Source organism: Tsukamurella strandjordii, assembly GCF_039525985.1.
GTDB classification, from domain to species: domain Bacteria; phylum Actinomycetota; class Actinomycetes; order Mycobacteriales; family Mycobacteriaceae; genus Tsukamurella; species Tsukamurella strandjordii.
Genome location: NZ_BAAAII010000006.1, coordinates 297286 through 313333, shown reverse-complemented (window position 1 = coordinate 313333; position 16048 = coordinate 297286). Strand labels below are relative to the sequence as shown.

At 71.0% G+C, this 16048-nt stretch carries 11 protein-coding genes; all 11 read right to left on the bottom strand.

The window, feature by feature from the left end:
* Window positions 1-364: 364 nt before the first annotated feature.
* A complete protein-coding gene (gene smc / locus ABD108_RS12760) occupies window positions 365-3949 on the bottom strand; it encodes a chromosome segregation protein SMC (RefSeq protein ID WP_343930473.1) in 3585 nt (1194 codons plus the stop codon).
* Between the two features lie 82 nt (window positions 3950-4031).
* Window positions 4032-5264: a glycosyl hydrolase family 28-related protein gene (locus ABD108_RS12755; RefSeq protein WP_255585845.1), complete on the bottom strand. Its 1233-nt coding sequence runs from the start codon at window positions 5262-5264 to the stop codon at window positions 4032-4034.
* A 46-nt stretch (window positions 5265-5310) separates the two neighbouring features.
* Complete coding sequence (locus tag ABD108_RS12750; protein WP_343930472.1) at window positions 5311-5697, bottom strand: hypothetical protein; 387 nt, start codon at window positions 5695-5697, stop codon at window positions 5311-5313.
* Window positions 5649-7067, bottom strand: coding sequence for an alpha/beta hydrolase family protein (locus tag ABD108_RS12745; RefSeq protein WP_343930471.1), 1419 nt, complete (start codon window positions 7065-7067; stop codon window positions 5649-5651). Before ABD108_RS12745 ends, ABD108_RS12750 begins: the two co-directional genes overlap by 49 nt.
* A 5-nt stretch (window positions 7068-7072) precedes the next feature.
* Window positions 7073-8368, bottom strand: a complete 1296-nt coding sequence (locus ABD108_RS12740; protein ID WP_220659351.1) for a Wzz/FepE/Etk N-terminal domain-containing protein — start codon at window positions 8366-8368, stop codon at window positions 7073-7075.
* Window positions 8368-9849, bottom strand: a complete 1482-nt coding sequence (locus tag ABD108_RS12735; protein ID WP_220659352.1) for a hypothetical protein — start codon at window positions 9847-9849, stop codon at window positions 8368-8370. The genes ABD108_RS12740 and ABD108_RS12735 overlap by 1 nt, the downstream gene beginning before the upstream one ends.
* Window positions 9833-10837 (bottom strand): CgeB family protein, encoded by a 1005-nt coding sequence (locus ABD108_RS12730; protein ID WP_220659353.1) that lies wholly within the window; start codon window positions 10835-10837, stop codon window positions 9833-9835. The genes ABD108_RS12735 and ABD108_RS12730 overlap by 17 nt, the downstream gene beginning before the upstream one ends.
* Window positions 10834-12075 carry a lipopolysaccharide biosynthesis protein gene (locus tag ABD108_RS12725; RefSeq protein WP_255585846.1) on the bottom strand — a complete coding sequence of 414 codons (1242 nt, stop codon included), beginning with the start codon at window positions 12073-12075 and terminating at the stop codon, window positions 10834-10836. Before ABD108_RS12725 ends, ABD108_RS12730 begins: the two co-directional genes overlap by 4 nt.
* Window positions 12072-13214, bottom strand: coding sequence for a glycosyltransferase family 4 protein (locus ABD108_RS12720; protein WP_220659354.1), 1143 nt, complete (start codon window positions 13212-13214; stop codon window positions 12072-12074). The genes ABD108_RS12725 and ABD108_RS12720 overlap by 4 nt, the downstream gene beginning before the upstream one ends.
* Window positions 13211-14248, bottom strand: a complete 1038-nt coding sequence (locus tag ABD108_RS12715) for a glycosyltransferase family 4 protein (protein ID WP_220659651.1) — start codon at window positions 14246-14248, stop codon at window positions 13211-13213. Before ABD108_RS12715 ends, ABD108_RS12720 begins: the two co-directional genes overlap by 4 nt.
* Before the next feature lie 35 nt (window positions 14249-14283).
* Complete coding sequence (locus tag ABD108_RS12710) at window positions 14284-16023, bottom strand: condensation domain-containing protein (protein ID WP_220659355.1); 1740 nt, start codon at window positions 16021-16023, stop codon at window positions 14284-14286.
* Between the last annotated feature and the right edge of the window lie 25 nt (window positions 16024-16048).

Sequence of the window (16048 nt, the reverse complement as noted above, 5' to 3'; positions counted from 1 at the left end):
GAGCACGAGCTAGAGCCGCGTACAACAAGCTCCAGATGCGGCGCAGTGCCGACGTCTCAAGATTCCGCTCTCACGTCACGGCACCGGTTACGCGCCCTAGGGTGGGAACTATGGCTCGCATCCGTGCTCTGGAACCTGGCTCCCAAACTGTTCGCCGGCACCCTACCGAGGTCGATTGCTACTACTCCGTGGTTACCGACGGCAACGGTGACCTCTTACATCTCTCCACATTTGGCTCTGACGATCGTCAGTCAGATCCGAAGAGCAGCCAGTCAATCCAACTCGACGAGGCTGCTGCTGGCCAACTGCTCGACATTATTGTTAAGGCATTTCCGACGTTGTCCCAGCGCCTGTACTAGCTGGATCAGACCGGCAGCGCGCCGAGGTCCTGCCCACGGATCCGCTGAGAGATCACCTGGGTGATGCCGTCGCCACGCATGGACACACCATAGAGCGCGTCGGCGACCTCCATCGTCGGCTTCTGGTGCGTGATGACGATCAATTGGGACTTGTCCCGCAGCTGCTCGAACAACGAGATCAAGCGCCGCAGGTTGGTGTCGTCCAGAGCCGCCTCGACCTCGTCCATCACGTAGAAGGGTGAGGGTCGGGCACGGAAGATGGCCACCAGCATGGCGATAGCGGTCAGGGACTTCTCGCCACCGGAGAGCAGCGAGAGCCGCTTCACCTTCTTGCCCGGCGGGCGGGCTTCGACGTCGATGCCGGTGGTGAGCATGTCGGAAGGATCGGTGAGGATCAGCTTGCCCTCGCCACCGGGGAACAGCGTCGCGAACACCTCCACGAACTCGCGCTCCACGTCCACCCAGGCCTCGGTGAACACCTGCAGGATCTTGGCGTCCACCTCGTCGACCACGCTCAGCAGATCCTGCCGGGCCGATTTCACGTCTTCGAGTTGAGTGGAGAGGAAGTTGTAGCGCTCCTCCAGCGCGGCGAACTCCTCCAGCGCCAGCGGATTCACCTTGCCCAGCGTTGCGAGGTCCTTCTCGGCCAACTTCAGCCGGCGCTCCTGGGCCGCACGCTCGAAGGGCATGCCCACCGGCCGGACCACCTGCTCGCCCCTCTCCCGGGCCGCCTCGTACTCGTCGAGCTCCAGCTGCGACGGAGGCAGCGGCACATCGGGTCCGTACTCGGCCACGAGATCGTCGGGGGCCATACCGAACGAGGTGAGCACCTGCTCCTCGAGTTGCTCGATCCGCAGCGCCGCCTGCGCCCGCGCCACCTCGTCGCGGTGCACGGCATCGGTCAACTGGGTCAGCCGGGCCGACAGCGCCGTCGACTCCTGCCGCGCCACATCCAGGGCGCCCGCTCGCTGCGCACGCGTCGCCTCCAGCGAATCCCGGTGCGCGGCAGCCCGCGTCACCGCGCGCCCCAGGCGATCCGACACCAGCGAGGCACCCTCCGCACACGCCGACGCCACGGCAGCGGCCTGCATGCGCACAGCAGCGGCGCGCTCCATCCGCTCCCGGTTCGCCCGCTCCGCGGCGGCCGCACGGCGCAGCCCCTCGGCCTTGCCCCGCACGCCCACGGCGCGCTCCTCGGCGCTGCGCTTGGCGAGCCGCGCCTCCATCTCCACGCTGCGCGCCGAGGCCAACGCCGCCGCGGCGGCGTCCCGCTCATCGGTTCCCACCGACACCGAATCCTCGGGAAGCTCCTCCGCCAGCCGCAGCCGCTCCTCGTGCTCGACGAGCGCCGCCTGCGTCTCGTCCCGCGACGATTCGATCCGATCCCGCTGCGCCACCAGGCGTTCCGCCTCGTCACGCGCGCTCCGGGCGGCCTGCCCCAGCCGTGCCAACTGCTCGTAGATCGCGCCGAGCTGCGCATCCGACTCGTGCAGGGCCGCGAGCGCCGCCTCAGTCACCTCACGCCGCGCGGCCAGATCCTCGGTCGCACCGGCCAGCGCCGCAGTCACGGACTCCACAGATCGCCGGGTCTCCCCCAGCGACGATTCCGCCGCATCGATCGCCTTCTGCACCTCCAGCGTGGACTGCCGGGCGGCGGAACCACCGGTGAGCACGCCGTGGGCGATCACGTCACCGTCGGTGGTCACGGCCCGCAGCTCCGGCCGCGCCTCCACCACGGACACCGCGGAGGCGACCGAGTCGACGAGTACCACCGAGGCCAGCGCGGATGCCACCACACCGTCCAACGCCGACGGGGCGGTCACGCACTCGCTCGCCCACACGGCACCGTCGGTCAGCGAACCCGCCGGGGACGACGGGGCGGCGAGCCCCTCGACCACGAGCGCGGCGCGGCCCCCGTCGGCCTCGCGCAGTCGGGCCAGCGCGGCGGACGCCACGGCCACCGACGGTGCGGCGACCGCCTCGGCGATCGGGCCCAGCGCCGCGGCGATGGCCTTCTCGTATCCGGGGCGGATCTGCAGCCGCTCGGCGACGGCCGCGGTGATCCCGTCCACGTGCTCGACGACCCAGGCGGCACCGTCGCCCCGGTCCAGGTTCAGGGTGAGCGCCTCGATCCGGGCAGCCAGCGAGGCCACCTTCTGTTCGGCGGCGCGCTCGGCGGCCTGCAACTCCTCGACGCGGGCCTGCGCCGCGACCAACGCGGCCGAGCTGCGTTCGTGATGCTCGTCCAGGCCGGCCTCGTTGGCGTCCAGCTCGGCGATCTGCCCCTGGACCTGTTCGAACTCGGTCTCCGCGGCCTCGGCGCGCTCCACGGCCTCGGCGATGGCCGCGGTGAGGCGTCCGGCCTCGGCGTCGACGGATTCGGCGCGGGTGCGCAGGGTCTCGACCTGCCCCGCCAGGCGGGCGAGCCCTTCCCGACGGTCCGCGACCGCCGCAACGGCGGCCATGTGCGCGGTCTCCGCGGCGCGGGCGGCCTCCTCGCGCTCGGCCAGCTCCTCGGCGGCGCCCTCCAGGATCATGGCGGCCTCTTCGAGGGCCTCCATGAGCTCGGCCTCTTCCTCGGCCACGCGCTCGGCCTCGGCGTCCAGCTCATCGGGATCGCGGCCGGGGGCGTGCTGCACGGGCTCGGACAGCAGCCGGGCCCGCTCGGAGGCGATGCGTCCCGTCGACGAGACCCGTTCGGCCAGCGCCGACAGCGAGAACCAGCCCTCGCCGGCAGCCTTCACGGCCGGATCGAGCGCGGCCACGGCCTCGGAGTGCGAGGCGACCAGCGCGCTGATCTCCTCCAACTGCGCCGCGACGATGTTCTGCTCCTCGCGCACCGCGGCCTCGTTGCCGCTCTGATCGGCGAGCTCGGCGCGGCGCCGGACGAGATCGTCCGCGGCGATCCGCAGCCGGGCGTCGCGCAGGTCGGCCTGGATCGTCTGGGCCCGTCGTGCCACCTCGGCCTGCCGTCCCAGCGGCTTGAGCTGGCGCCGCAGCTCCGTGGTCAGGTCGGTGAGCCGCGCCAGGTTGGCCTGCATCGAGTCGAGCTTGCGGACCGCCTTCTCCTTGCGGCGGCGGTGCTTGAGCACGCCGGCCGCCTCCTCGATGAAGGCGCGACGCTCCTCGGGCTTGGATTCGAGGATGGCCGCCAGCTGCCCCTGCCCGACGATCACGTGCATCTCGCGGCCGATACCGCTATCGGAGAGCAGCTCTTGGACGTCCATGAGCCGGCACTTGGTGCCGTTGATCTCGTACTCGCCGGCGCCGTCGCGGAACATGCGCCGCGTGATGGAGACCTCGGAGTAGTCGATGGGCAGCGCGCCGTCGGAGTTGTCGATGGTCAGCGTGACCTCGGCGCGGCCCAGCGGCGCGCGGCCGGAGGTGCCGGCGAAGATGACGTCCTCCATCTTGCCGCCGCGCAGGCCCTTGGCGCCCTGCTCGCCCATCACCCAGCGCAGGGCGTCGAGGATGTTCGATTTGCCCGATCCGTTGGGACCGACGACGCAGGTGATGCCCGGTTCGAGGCGCAGCGTGGTCGCCGAAGCGAAGGACTTGAAGCCCTTCAGCGTGAGCGACTTGAGATACACGATTGTCGAGAATACCCGTGGTGTCGGATGCCGCGACCTCGCGGTATCGCTCGGCGCGCCTGGTCAGTGGGCGTAGCGGTGATCATCGCGGGGGCTTCGAGCCGAGCGGCTTCGTGCTGAGCGCCCCGCGGGCGTCGACGACCAGCTGCCAGTAGGCCCCGTCATCGCTGCGAATCACCGGTCCGGCCGCCGGTGAGTCGGCGACGGTGGGCGCACGCATCAGCATCGGGCCGAGCACGGTGCTACCGCGGACGCCGTAGCGGCCCTGCACGCTCCATCCCTCCGGGAAGAGGGACAACGATACGTCCTCGGCCGCGCCCGAGATCAGATTGACGGCGGTGCCCTGCGGGCAGCCCGTGTCGTCGATCCGCACCGGGATCGGGGGCGCGGTCGTGCCGGTATCGGTGTCGAAGGCGACGTTCGCGAGGTACGGCTGCCGGCAGTACCTGAGATCGATCCCCACTTTCCGGGCGCCGATCTTGACGTTCACCAGGCCCAGCTGGGCCGGCCCGCCGTTGGCGTCGCCGATGGCCAGGCCGGTGTCGCAGCCCTCGAACCAACAGTTGGTGAGGAACCAGTCGTTCGCGGCGCCCTCCACCCGGATGTGCGTCTCGGTGACCCGCGGGTCGCCGGTGCCCACCAGCTCGACGTTGGTGAGCGAGAGGCCGGCGTTGTGATCTGCGCCGGACCCGAGGATGCTGATGCGGTTGTTGGCGAACTTGCACGCGGTGACGTAGTTCTGAATGCACTTCGTGGTGATGCCCACCCCGAAGTTGTTGATGTCGGAGTTGATGAAACTGGTGCCGCCGGTGTTCTCCTCCATCACCACACCGCGTTGGCCGTGGAAGCGCGGCGCGGTCTCGGCGTTGTGCTCTCCGCGGAGGGTCACCGCATCGAAGGAGCAGCGGAACGAATTCGCGAGCTGCACCGCTGTCGCCTTCACGCCGGTCAGGTGGAAACCCATGCGGGAGAAGGCCACGCGGTGCCTGTCGCGGAGCGTGATGAGCGTGCCCTCGCCGTCGTACACCACCGTGCTGAGGTCGGCACCGGCACCGATGATCGTGGTGAAATCGGGGAGGTCGGGAAAGCGGGTCACGCGGTAAGCGCCCGGCGGCACGTAGATGGGGGCTTTGCCCGCGGCTGCGCGGACCGCCGCATCGAAGGCGGCGGTGGCATCGGCCTTCCCGTCCCCGACCGCCCCGTAGGAGGCGATGCTGATCCGGCCGTCGGGCCCGGGGTCGACGGGGGTCGGGGGCTCGGCGGACGAGCGACAGGCGGCGGCGGTCGTGGCGGCCGCACCAACCCCCAGGCCCAAGAGGAGGCGTCGGCTCAGAACTCCTTCGCGTCCTTCGGCCTCGTCCTCACCCACGATCGCTCCCGACGGTCCCCCGGTCGCTGCACCACTGCAGCACCGTTTCCGCGACCGCCGCGCGGACATCGGCGTGGTAGGCGGGGTGATCGCCGAATTCGGTGGATACGATGTCGATTCGCGGGGCGGGACTGCGCCGGTTCAGGCTCCGGAGGCCCTCCCCACCGCGCTGTCCGGTGAACCACTCGGCGTCCGGCGGCGCCAGGACCACCGTGGTGTGCACATCAGCGTCCGCCAGCGGGCGCAGGAGGACCTCCGGCACCTGGGTGATTCCCGCGATACCGAGGAGGCGCCAGGCCGGGTACGGAAGCCGGGACTGCAGCAGGGCCTTCACCCGCCCGCGGAACGAGCGTTGGAAGGCGGGATCGGACCGCGGCACCCCCTGCGCGTCCGGCCATCGGCATTGCGCAGCGCGCGTTTGGTGCGCCACGACCAGATCACGGGGTTGACGAGAACCGCTGCGTCCAAACGGGATTCCCGCCCGAGATGCGCCGTCAGCCAGGAACCCGAGCACACGCCGACCGCGGCCAGTCCCGCCGAGTCCGGATCGGCGGCGGCCGCGGCGGTATCGGCGTCCTCGCGTGCCTCCTCCGAGTAGCCGTGCGCGCGTTCTCCGCGGAGCACCACCCCGGACTCCCCCGCGCCCCGGCGATCGAAACGCACCGCCACCACACCGGTTCCGGCGACTCTGCGTGCCAAGCGCACCCACTCACGGTTCGGGCCGTGGTGGGTGTCATTGGCCGTCGCGAAGAACAGCACGCCGGGCGTCGCGTCCCCTGCCGATTCCGATGCGTGCCCTGGGGGTGTCGTCCGAATGCTGAACAGTGAATGGGGACCGAGGTATTCGATGCTCTCGGTCACCTCGCCGCCCGCCGGGTCACGCAGGCGCGCGGTCCGGCGGATCGGTGGGTCGACGGGGACCTCCGGACCGGTGGCGGCGGTATCGAGCCAGTCGGTGATCGCGTCGATGGCGTCGTCCGGGATGCGCACGAGGTAGTCGGGGGGCTGGACGTACTCGGCCATGTGCTCGACGTCGAGGCGGTCCGCGTCGACCGCCGTCGCGAAGGCCTCGACTCTGCGGTCGCCGCCTCCCGGCCGGGTCGCCACCAGCCATCGGCCACCGGTGCCGACCCTCTCCGGATCCAGGCGCAGCCCGGACAGGGCCGCGGCCGCGGTCTCCGACAACGTGGTCCCGATGAGCGGCACGGAGCCGGACACCGATCGGTCGTCTGCGCCGACCGTCATCAGGTACAGGGCCCGTTGCTCGCGGAGGAAGGCCCGCCCGGAGGAGACCGGATCCCACAGTACGACCGGCCCCGTCTCGTGTCCCTCGGTCAGCGCGCGGGCGGCCATCAGGCAACCGGCCCGGAGCCCGACGACGGCGGGCGGCCCGGCGTTCAGCTCGCGCAGGTAGGCCAAGCCCGTACGACAGCTCGCCGCCCACTGCTCGACGGCGTCGTCACCGTCTTCGGAATGCGCGGAATCCCCGGTACCGAGGTAATCGATACGGAGGACGGCGAGCCCCCGGTCGGCCAGTTGTGCGGCGAGCCTCCGCATTCCACGGGTCGCATCGAACTGCTCCTTCGCGAGCGAAGGGAGCAGCAGCACCGATCCCCGGGCGCGGCCCGAGGCGGGCAGATGGAGCACACCGAAGACCGCATCCGGATCCGTTCCCAGGTAGGTGTGCACCTCGCGGTGCGAGACGGGGCCAGCGGCGGCACGATCGTCGGTGCGCTGCTCCTCGGTCACCTCCGTCACTCCTTGGTTCCGATCGGAAGCCGCTGCCACCAGGGGTTCGACTTCGCCGCGACGACGGTGTGCCCGGCCCGGGAGGGCTCGTTCATCCCGAGGGCGCGGCGGTACCCGTCCGGCGATCGCGTGCCCAGGCGCGCCACCACCAGGCGCACCCTCTCGTCCAACCGCGCCGGGGATTCCGCCGGCACGCCGCCGAGGATCACGTAGTCGAAACCCGCGCCGAGCGTGCGCACCACATCGTGCGCGCGTGGTGACAGGAGGCGATCGGACACCGTCGAATCGGCTGCGTCCCCGGATCGAGCCCCGGACGGGAGCACCGCCACCGTGCCCGCCTCCGGCGCCAGGGTCCGGGAAACGCTCTGCGCGCCGTCGACGCCCGCGGCCAACGCAGCGCGCAGGCTCGGCTCCGCTCCGCCCGACGCGTCACCCGCCGACGCCGAGGCGGCGGAGGCGGGTCCCACCGCACGGCAGTCGATCAGCAGCACAGCGGAATCGGTGTCGGCCAGATCCTCGGCGAGGGTCTGCGCCATCGGCCAGGCGTCACCGTCGACCGCCGACACCAGAATCGACACACCGGTCCCCGCCGAGGCGGCACCGGCGGCCGCGACGACGGTATCGCGCACCGCGACGCCGTTCTCGGCGCGCACGACCGGGACGCCGAGGTCGTCGCCCAGTTCGCCGGCCGTCGCGACGCGCGGACGAAGCCTGATCAGGACGAAGGCCGCGGCGCACCCCAGGAGGACACCGACCGCGAGACCCGCGGCGCCGTACTTCGACACCGGGGCAACCGATGCGACGGCCCCGGATCCGTCCGTCACGGGGAGCAGCCGCACCCACGGCGGCAACCCGGGCCTCGGGAGTTCGAGTTCGGACACCTCGCGAGCCAGTTGGCGTGCGGTCTCCCCCGCCAGCCCCTGCGCGATCACGTCGGACGGGTGGGTCGCCGTGAACTGCAGCAACAACGTCCCCGGGGCGAAGGTCACCTTCACCTGGGCGGCGATCTCCTCCGGACTCATCGTCAGCTGCAGCGCTTTGGCGACCTCGGCGGTGATCTTCGGGGAGGTGCCGAGCTCGGCGTAGGTGGCCATCCGGGCCTGGGCGGCCTGGACCGAGTTGTACATGTCGCCGCCCGAAGTGCCGGAGTTGTTCACCACCACGTAGGACTGCGCCGTCGCGGTGTACACGAGGGGCCTGGACTGCGCGTACCCGACGCCGAGGACCGTTCCGGCGACCGCGCAGATCAGGACGAGCCACCACCCTCGCCGCACGAACTGGGTGACGTCACGGAGCGTCACTATGGGATTCCTTTCGGTACGGCCGCAAGAACCGGAGCGGCGACTCCGGGGCCGGGGTTCGACGGCGGACTCCCGCATTCGGACCGCATGCCTGCCTCGCCCCCACTGGCCTCGGCGTGCGCACCCCGTGCGCGCTGGCGATCTTGCGCACCCAGGATACGGATGAACCATACGACTGCAAAGACCGCGGTGGCGAGCACACACTGCTGCAGTCCCTTCCCCGCGACCTCCGAAATGCCCAGCGCGCCGCGCTCGAACAGGGCGGGCAGTGCGACGAAGACCACCCCCATGGTGAGCACCGGGACGGATCGTCCCCGCAGGCACCGGGATACCGCGCACACGGCCAGCAGCACGAGGATCGATTCCACGAGGACACCCGACGTTCCGCCGATCCGGATCCCCTCGTTGATGTGCCCTTCCGCCAGCGAGACCTGCACGCCCGACATGTCGACGGAGCTGGCGCGCACCCGCTCCGCCCAGTCCGGCCCGGCGAGCTTCTTGTCGACACCGAGCTGCGCGGGAATCAGGTTCAGGGGCATCCGGAGCAGGACATCGGAGATATCGAGATAGCCGGGCCCCCGGTAGAAGGTGTTGTCGGTGGCGGCCTCGAACAGGTCGAACCGCCGGATCAGCGGCAGGAGCGGCCCCCACGCGGGCGGATACGGCGCATCGATGCCCGAGGTCAGGTGCGCGGTCGTCGCGCCGACCTTGAGGCCCTGGAGCGCGCCGAAGACGCCCACCGCACCGATCCCGCCGACCGCGAGCAGTACGGCGCGCATCTTCGTGAATCCGGTGAGGAGCAGGCGCACCGTGACCGCCATCAGGGCACCCATGAAGGGGGTCTTCGACGACTGCACCACCCCCCACGCGAACTCGCCCCCCACCAGGACGGCGATCGCGACGGCGTTCCACCGTGGCGAATCCAGTCGCAGGTAGAGGATGAGGGCCGCGGCGCCGATGGCTCCCATCCCGGTGAAGATGGACAGGTAGGGATTGGCTGCGGCGACCTCACCGGCGCGACTCACGGTGCCGGTGAGGTACGCGAAACCCCTGGCCGCCAGTCCCACGCACCACAGCACGACGAAGGTGGCGATCACGGCGGCCGATTGCTTCGGCAGGTCCGCGTCGGGCCGCCGGTCCGGCGGTTGGAGGCGTTGGAACAGGACGAAGGCGGCGACGCAGGCAACGTAGATCCAGAGCCCCGAGGTGACCGGCGGGAGCACCTGGGCGATGCCGCGGTCGTATCCCGCGTGGAAGAGCCGCGTATCGGCGATGTTGTCGCCGAACGACGGTGTCGGCGTGGCCACCAGCAGCAGGACCGGGCGCGCGATGAACGAGATCGTCCAGTACGCCGATTGGATCAGCAGCAGCACCCGCGGGGCGCCGCGCCCCGCCGCAGCGACCAGGGCCAGCGCGATCAGGGGGATCGCGGTCTGCACGATGCTGCCCCACCCCGGGGTGACCTCAGCCCAGGGCGGCATGGATCTGTTCCGCCCGATCGCGATAGGTGTGGCCGCCCTCGACGATTCTGCGGTGGCCACGCGCGGCGACCGCGGCGGCCTCGTCGGGAGCTGCGGCGCAGCGACGCAGGATCTCGGCGAGTTCCTCGTGGCTGTCGAAGAGGTAGGCCTCCCGGCCGTCGTCGAACAGCGCCTCGTGCTCGACGGTGCGCTCCCCCACGACGAGTCCGGCGGCCGCGGGGACCTCGAAGGTCCGGCAGGTGTGGGTGTCGCGGTTATCGGAGTTGAGGAGCACGAGGTTGGCGCCGATCGTGGCGATCGCGGCCGAGAGTTCCTCGCCGTACTGCGGGCCGGCGATCCGGGCGCCACTGGTCCTGGCTCCGAGATTCCGCCGCCAGCCGGGGCCCGCCAGGTAGAACCGGTCACCCAGTTCGCCCGCGAGTTCGATCAGGAATTCGGTGCGGTCGGGCCGCATCGCGCCGATGAATCCCGCGTCGTACCGGACGGGGCCGCGCCGTGCCACGGGGCGGTGCCAGGCGGGGTCGTAGGCGCTGAAGACGTGGATCACCCGGGCCACGCCGCGGGCGTCCAGTTCGGGCACGTTGTGCGCCTTGGTGGTGACCACCGCGTCCCACTCGGCCTCCCGTTCGAGGTAGGCCGGCGTGGTGTTGTACGGATTCGTCACATCGTCCGCGCTGTAGTGCACCTTGACCGGCACCGGCAGGGACAGGAGCCGGGCCTGGTCGAGATGCACCGTCTTGTAGCAGAACAGGAGGTCGGGGCGCAGGGCGGCAACGCAATCCGCCAGTTCGCGGTGCACCCGGTCGACGGTGGCCGGCGAGCGCTCGCCGGTGCGTTTGGCGTACCACCACGCGGGCGTGCCGCGCGTCGGCACGGTCACGGCGGTGGTGTCGACGACGACGACCTCATGGCCCGCGGCCCGGAAGCCGTCGGCGAGGGAACGGGCATTGCTGCCGTACCAGTTGTCGCCCGCGAAGAGGATTCTCATACCGGTGTCTCCTCCGCAAGGGTCGGCGCGACTCCTCGACGGCGCAGTACCTCCGCGCGGACGAGATAGAAGGTGGCCGCGGCGGTCTCCGCGAGCGCGATGCCGACGACGAGCGTCATCGGTGCGTGGGTCTGGAAGGCGACGCCGAGCGTGATGAAGGCGACCACTGCACCGGTCGCCGCACCGGCCACCACGCCGATCTTGTCGCTGAGCACCGGCAGGACCGCGGTCGCGACGAAGGAGGCCACCGCCATCCCCGGCAGCGACCATGCCCCGACCTGGAGCAGGGGTACCGCGTCGATGAACTCGGCCCCGAACAGGATCGGAACGATCCACGGCGCCAGCACCGTCAGCATCAGGGCGGCGAGCGCGCCGAGTCCGGCCACCACCAACACCATGCGCCGGACCACTCCCCAGAACTCGGCGCCGATGCGTTTGCGATCGGCCATCCGCGGCAGCAGGGTCCAGCCGACCGCGTCGAGCAACGAACCGGTCGCCTGCACCGGCCGGTCCGAGGCGCTGAAGAGGCCGATCGCCTGCCGCGGCAGTGCACCGGCGAAGAGGGCCGCAGCTCCCTGCTCGTACGAGTTCTCGAGCATCCGGGCCAGCAGCACCGGAGCCCCGAGCCGATACAGGTCGCCGAGTTCGCGGGGGCGCCCCGGCGGGCCCAGTTCGCGCCACGCCCAGACCCACGACCAGCACACCGGCACCAAAGACGAGGCGATCATGCACAGCACCGCCACGTGTGCGGTGGGCCGGATCGGTAGCAGCGCCACGAGCAGGAGCAGGTACAGCGCGCGCCCCACGGACTGCTGCACCAGGATCACACCGAATCGCTTCATGCCCAGCTGAACCCAGTCCTCTCCGGCGGCGCTGATCGCGCCGCCGAACAGCCCGAGCGTGGCGATGTTGAGCAGGTCGGATGTGGAGAACAGATGCGTCGCCGCGCAGAGTCCGCCGAGGAGCGCCACCATCGTGCCGCGCATCACGCCGTAGGCGCCGCGCAGCTCACTGAGCCCGGGGTCGCCGATCCGGGCGGCGAGGAAGGCGGTGATGCCCTGGTCGGTGACGAGCGCACCGAGGAAGAAGGTCGACAGCGCCACTGTCAGAAGGCCCATCCCGTACGGGCCCAGCAACCGGGCGCACAGCGGGAGCGTGATGAGGGTGATGAGGTACTGGCCGTACTTCCCGAACGAGACGAGCGCGACGTCGCGCATCACGCCCACTGCGCCCTTCATCGGGGCCGCCGTCCGTCGAGCGTCCGGTGGATCAGATGCGCCGCCTGCTCCGCGGACGCATCGATGCCGAAGTCCTCGGCGCGCGCCGCGGCTCTGTCGGCGAGCCGGGTCCGCAGGTCCCGGTCGTCGATCAGCCGGTCGATCGCCGCGGCCAGCAGCACAGGATCACCGGTCGGGACGAGAACCCCGTCGACACCGTCGTCGATGATCTCGGTGGGGCCTCCGCTCGCCGCGGCGATCACCGCGCAGTGGGCCGCCATCGCCTCGACGACCACCTGGCCGAAGGGCTCGGCGAGGCGAGAGAAGTGAATCACCACATCGGCGGCGGCGGCCTCGGCGAGCGGCTCGGAGACATTGCCCACGAAGGCCACGCGCTCGCCGAGTCCCAGCTCGGCAGTCCGCCGGCGCAGCTGATCGGCGTACTCGTGCTCGCCGAAGAGCGTGCCGCCGACGAATCGGACGGCACTCTCGGTACGCGTCCTCGCGAGGGCCTCGAGCACGAGGTCCTGTCCCTTCCACGGCGCCAAGCGACCGAGCATCAGCACGCGCGCTTCGTCGGGTGCGCGCTGCGGCGCACCGCCCGGCACGGAGGCCAGGTCGACGCCGGGGTAGACGACCGCGGCCGGCCGGCCGCCGGTCCACAGGGTGTCGCGGGTGGTGCGGCTGTTCGCGATGAATCCCCGGGCGACGCCGCGGCCCAGGGCTCGCAGGATGAGGGCGACGGGACCGAAGTAGTCGGGGCTGATGCGATCGTGCACGTGCCAGATCAGCGGGATCCCGGCGCGGCGGGCAGCGACCGTTCCCATCAACAGCGCTTTGGTCGACTCGGCGAGCACGGCCTCGGCGCCCGCTGCCCGCAGGACGCCGCCGATGCGCCATCCGGCCCGCACCATCCGCGCCGCACCGGAGATCCAGCGCAACCGGGATCCGGCGATCGACACGGATGAGCTCGCGAATCCTGTGTCGACCACAGTCGCCTCGACGCCCGCATCCGCCAGGATCTGTTGCAGGGGGCCTGCTTCGGTGAGCACCGCGAGCGGCTCGATCCCGTGCTGCGGGAACCGCCGGGCCATGCGGGCCCAGGCGAGTTCGGCGCCCGACGGTGCCGCGGAGTGCGAGAGCAACGCCACCTTCGTCATCGCACCAGGCTCCGGTACAGCTGCACGTGCCGGTCGGCGCAGCGCTGCCAGGTGAACTCCTCGGCATGCCGGCGGCAGGCGTCGACGTCCGGCCGGTCGCCCTCGAGCGCGCGCACCAGCCGATCCGCCAGCGCGCCCTCATCGAGCGCGGGTACCACCAGGTCCGGCGCCAGCCCGACCACCGAATCCGGAAGGCCTCCGACGTCGGTGACCACCGGCGCCCGTCCCGCGGCGAGGGATTCGAGCGCGACCAGGCCGAAACCCTCGAGCGATCGGGTGGGGACCGCGGTCACCGTGGCGGCGCCGTACGCGGCTGCGAGTTCGGCGTCGGAGACCGCGCCGTGCAGCCGGACCGAGTCGCTGAGCCGCAGGTCGCTCACGAGCCGCGCGAGCTCCGCGCCCTGCGAACCCGTGCCGACGATGTCGAGCCGCGCGTCGGGCAGGGCGGCCAGGACCGCGGGCCAGGACCGGATCAACACGTCGATTCCCATGCGCCGTTCCAAGCGGCGCACAGTCAGCACGCGGGGACGGCCGTCCGGAATCGGAGTGGGGCGGAACCGATCCAGATCGGCGCCCGGTGGAATCACCACCACGTCCTCGGGCGGCACACCGTAGGTCGAGACCAGGACATCGGCGAAGTACTGCGACAGTACGACGATCGCTGCAGAGCGCCGGTATCGAACCCACTCCCAGGCCCGTTTGGCCTGTACCGCAGCGGGGCTCGCACCGGAGGCGGCGCTCTCCAATGCCCACGGACCGTGGAAATGCGTCACCAGCGCCGAATGCCCGCGCGCCGGACCGTAGGGCGCGAAGTGCCGATCGAGCACATCGGCATCGCGGCCGGCCGAGCTGGCGCGCGCTCGCGTGAGGAGGTTGCCCTCCGGCGGGCCCCAGCTGCCGCCGCCGGGTTCGGCGTCACCGAAGGCGTCGGCGCTCACCTCGACGTCCGCGCGCGCCCGCAGGGCGGCGAAGAGGCTCGCGAAGTAGCTCGGGATGCCGCCACGACTGGTGCGCGGCCATTCGGCGCCCGCCATGTGCACCGTGAGCGGATCGGAATTGCTCGTACCGCTCACGATGTGGCCTTCGCACCCGGACCGGTGAACCGCAGCCGGACCTCGTTGGGGCAGGCCGCGCGCAGCACGTCGGGGAGATCGTCGGGTGCATCGGCGCTCACCGTGACCACGGCCCGGACCGGCGGGCCCACGGTGATCCGGACATCGTCGACGTGGTCCCCGCGCAGGATGTGCCGTATCTCGCCGAGTTCGACGAATCCGCCGTGGACGCGCACCCGCTCGGCTCCGGTCCCGCGGTACACGCACCCCGATTCGGTGAGCTCCACCCGATAGTCGGTCGGCACCGCACCGTGCTCGGTGAGCAGGGTGACCCAGCCCGCGCTGCCGAACAGCGCCGGATCACCGAGATCGGTGGTCACCGTCATCCCGTACACGCCGTTCTGTCCGCCCGCACGCGCCAGCTCGACGGCGTCGGTCGGAGCACCCCACACCGGTTCTGCCGCATCGGCGTTCGGCGCGAGCTCGAGCGTCACGCCGGGCGTGCCGGCGAGCGCGCGGTGCGCCTGCGCCTCGGCCGGTGTCAGGGCACTGATCTCGCTGAGCGGGCGATCCGGTGCGCCGGCCGTGGCATCGAGCCACCGGGCGAGCCGGTCGGCATGCGTCCGCGCCCGCACCGGCGAATACAACTGCGGGTTGAACTCCGTGAACAGGATGAGGTCGCCCGCTCCGGTCTGCGTGATGACCACCGAGACGTCGCTGACCGGACCGTAGCCGTGGACCCGGGTGTTCCACTTCTCGTTCTCGGGGTCCGGCCGCAGGAAGGGGATCACGTTCACGGTGGGCCCGTACAGCCTGCCCGCGCGGATCGCGCCCGGCATCGATTGGAACAGCTCTCGAGTGTCGACGCGGCCGCGGCCGGCACGCGTGATCCCCGCCGAGACCTGATTCGCGAGTTCGGCGCCGGTCGCCGTCTCGCTCACGTCCAGCCGGATCGGCACCACGTTGGTCATCGTGACCGCGGCGGCGCGCTCGCGCTGGTTCAGCCGGTTCACCATCACCGAGCCGATGATCGACCGCCGGTTGCCGGTGTAGCGCGCGCAGTACGCGCCGACCAGCCCGAGGAGGTGGTGCGGCCACTGCCGCCCGGACGGAGTGATGTGGAGATCGTGACGAAAGGTGACGGGATCGGGAGCCATCGCCGCCGTCGCGGAGGTGAGTGACAGCTGCGGGTTCGCCCAGCCCTCGGTGGACAGCAGGGACGACCACATCTCCAGGTCCACCGGGAAGGGTTCGCGGTTCGCGAGCAACTCGTCGACCTCGACGAACTCGAAATGCTCCGGTTCGCGTCCCGCCAGCAGGGCCACATAGACCTTGGCGAGGCGATTGCGGAACAGGGCGGCGGCGTAGCCGTCGAGGACGGCGTGGTCACCGAACATGGCGTATCCCACCCGGCCGTCCACCTCGACCGTCCATTGTTCGCCCAGCGCAGTACCGTCCAGCAGGTAGGGCTTCCGGAACCGCTCGTTCCCCCATGTCAGGAATTCGCCCTCGGACGCGAAGGTGAGGTGTCCGCGAAAGGGCAACGGGCCGTAGTCGACCTGTAGGTTCGCGCCCTCGGACAGGATGCGCAGGCCCAGGCTGCGGCACTCGTCGGTGGTGCGGTGCAGCGCCTCGGTGAACACCGCCAGATCGGCGCCCGCGGGCAGCAGCGACGAGGTGCCGATCGTCATCAGCGAGGTACCCGGTGCGTCATTGCGGCCCCGCACGAAATTCATCTGTTCCGGGAGCAGCCTCACCGCGCCAGAATAGCCGACGGCGGGC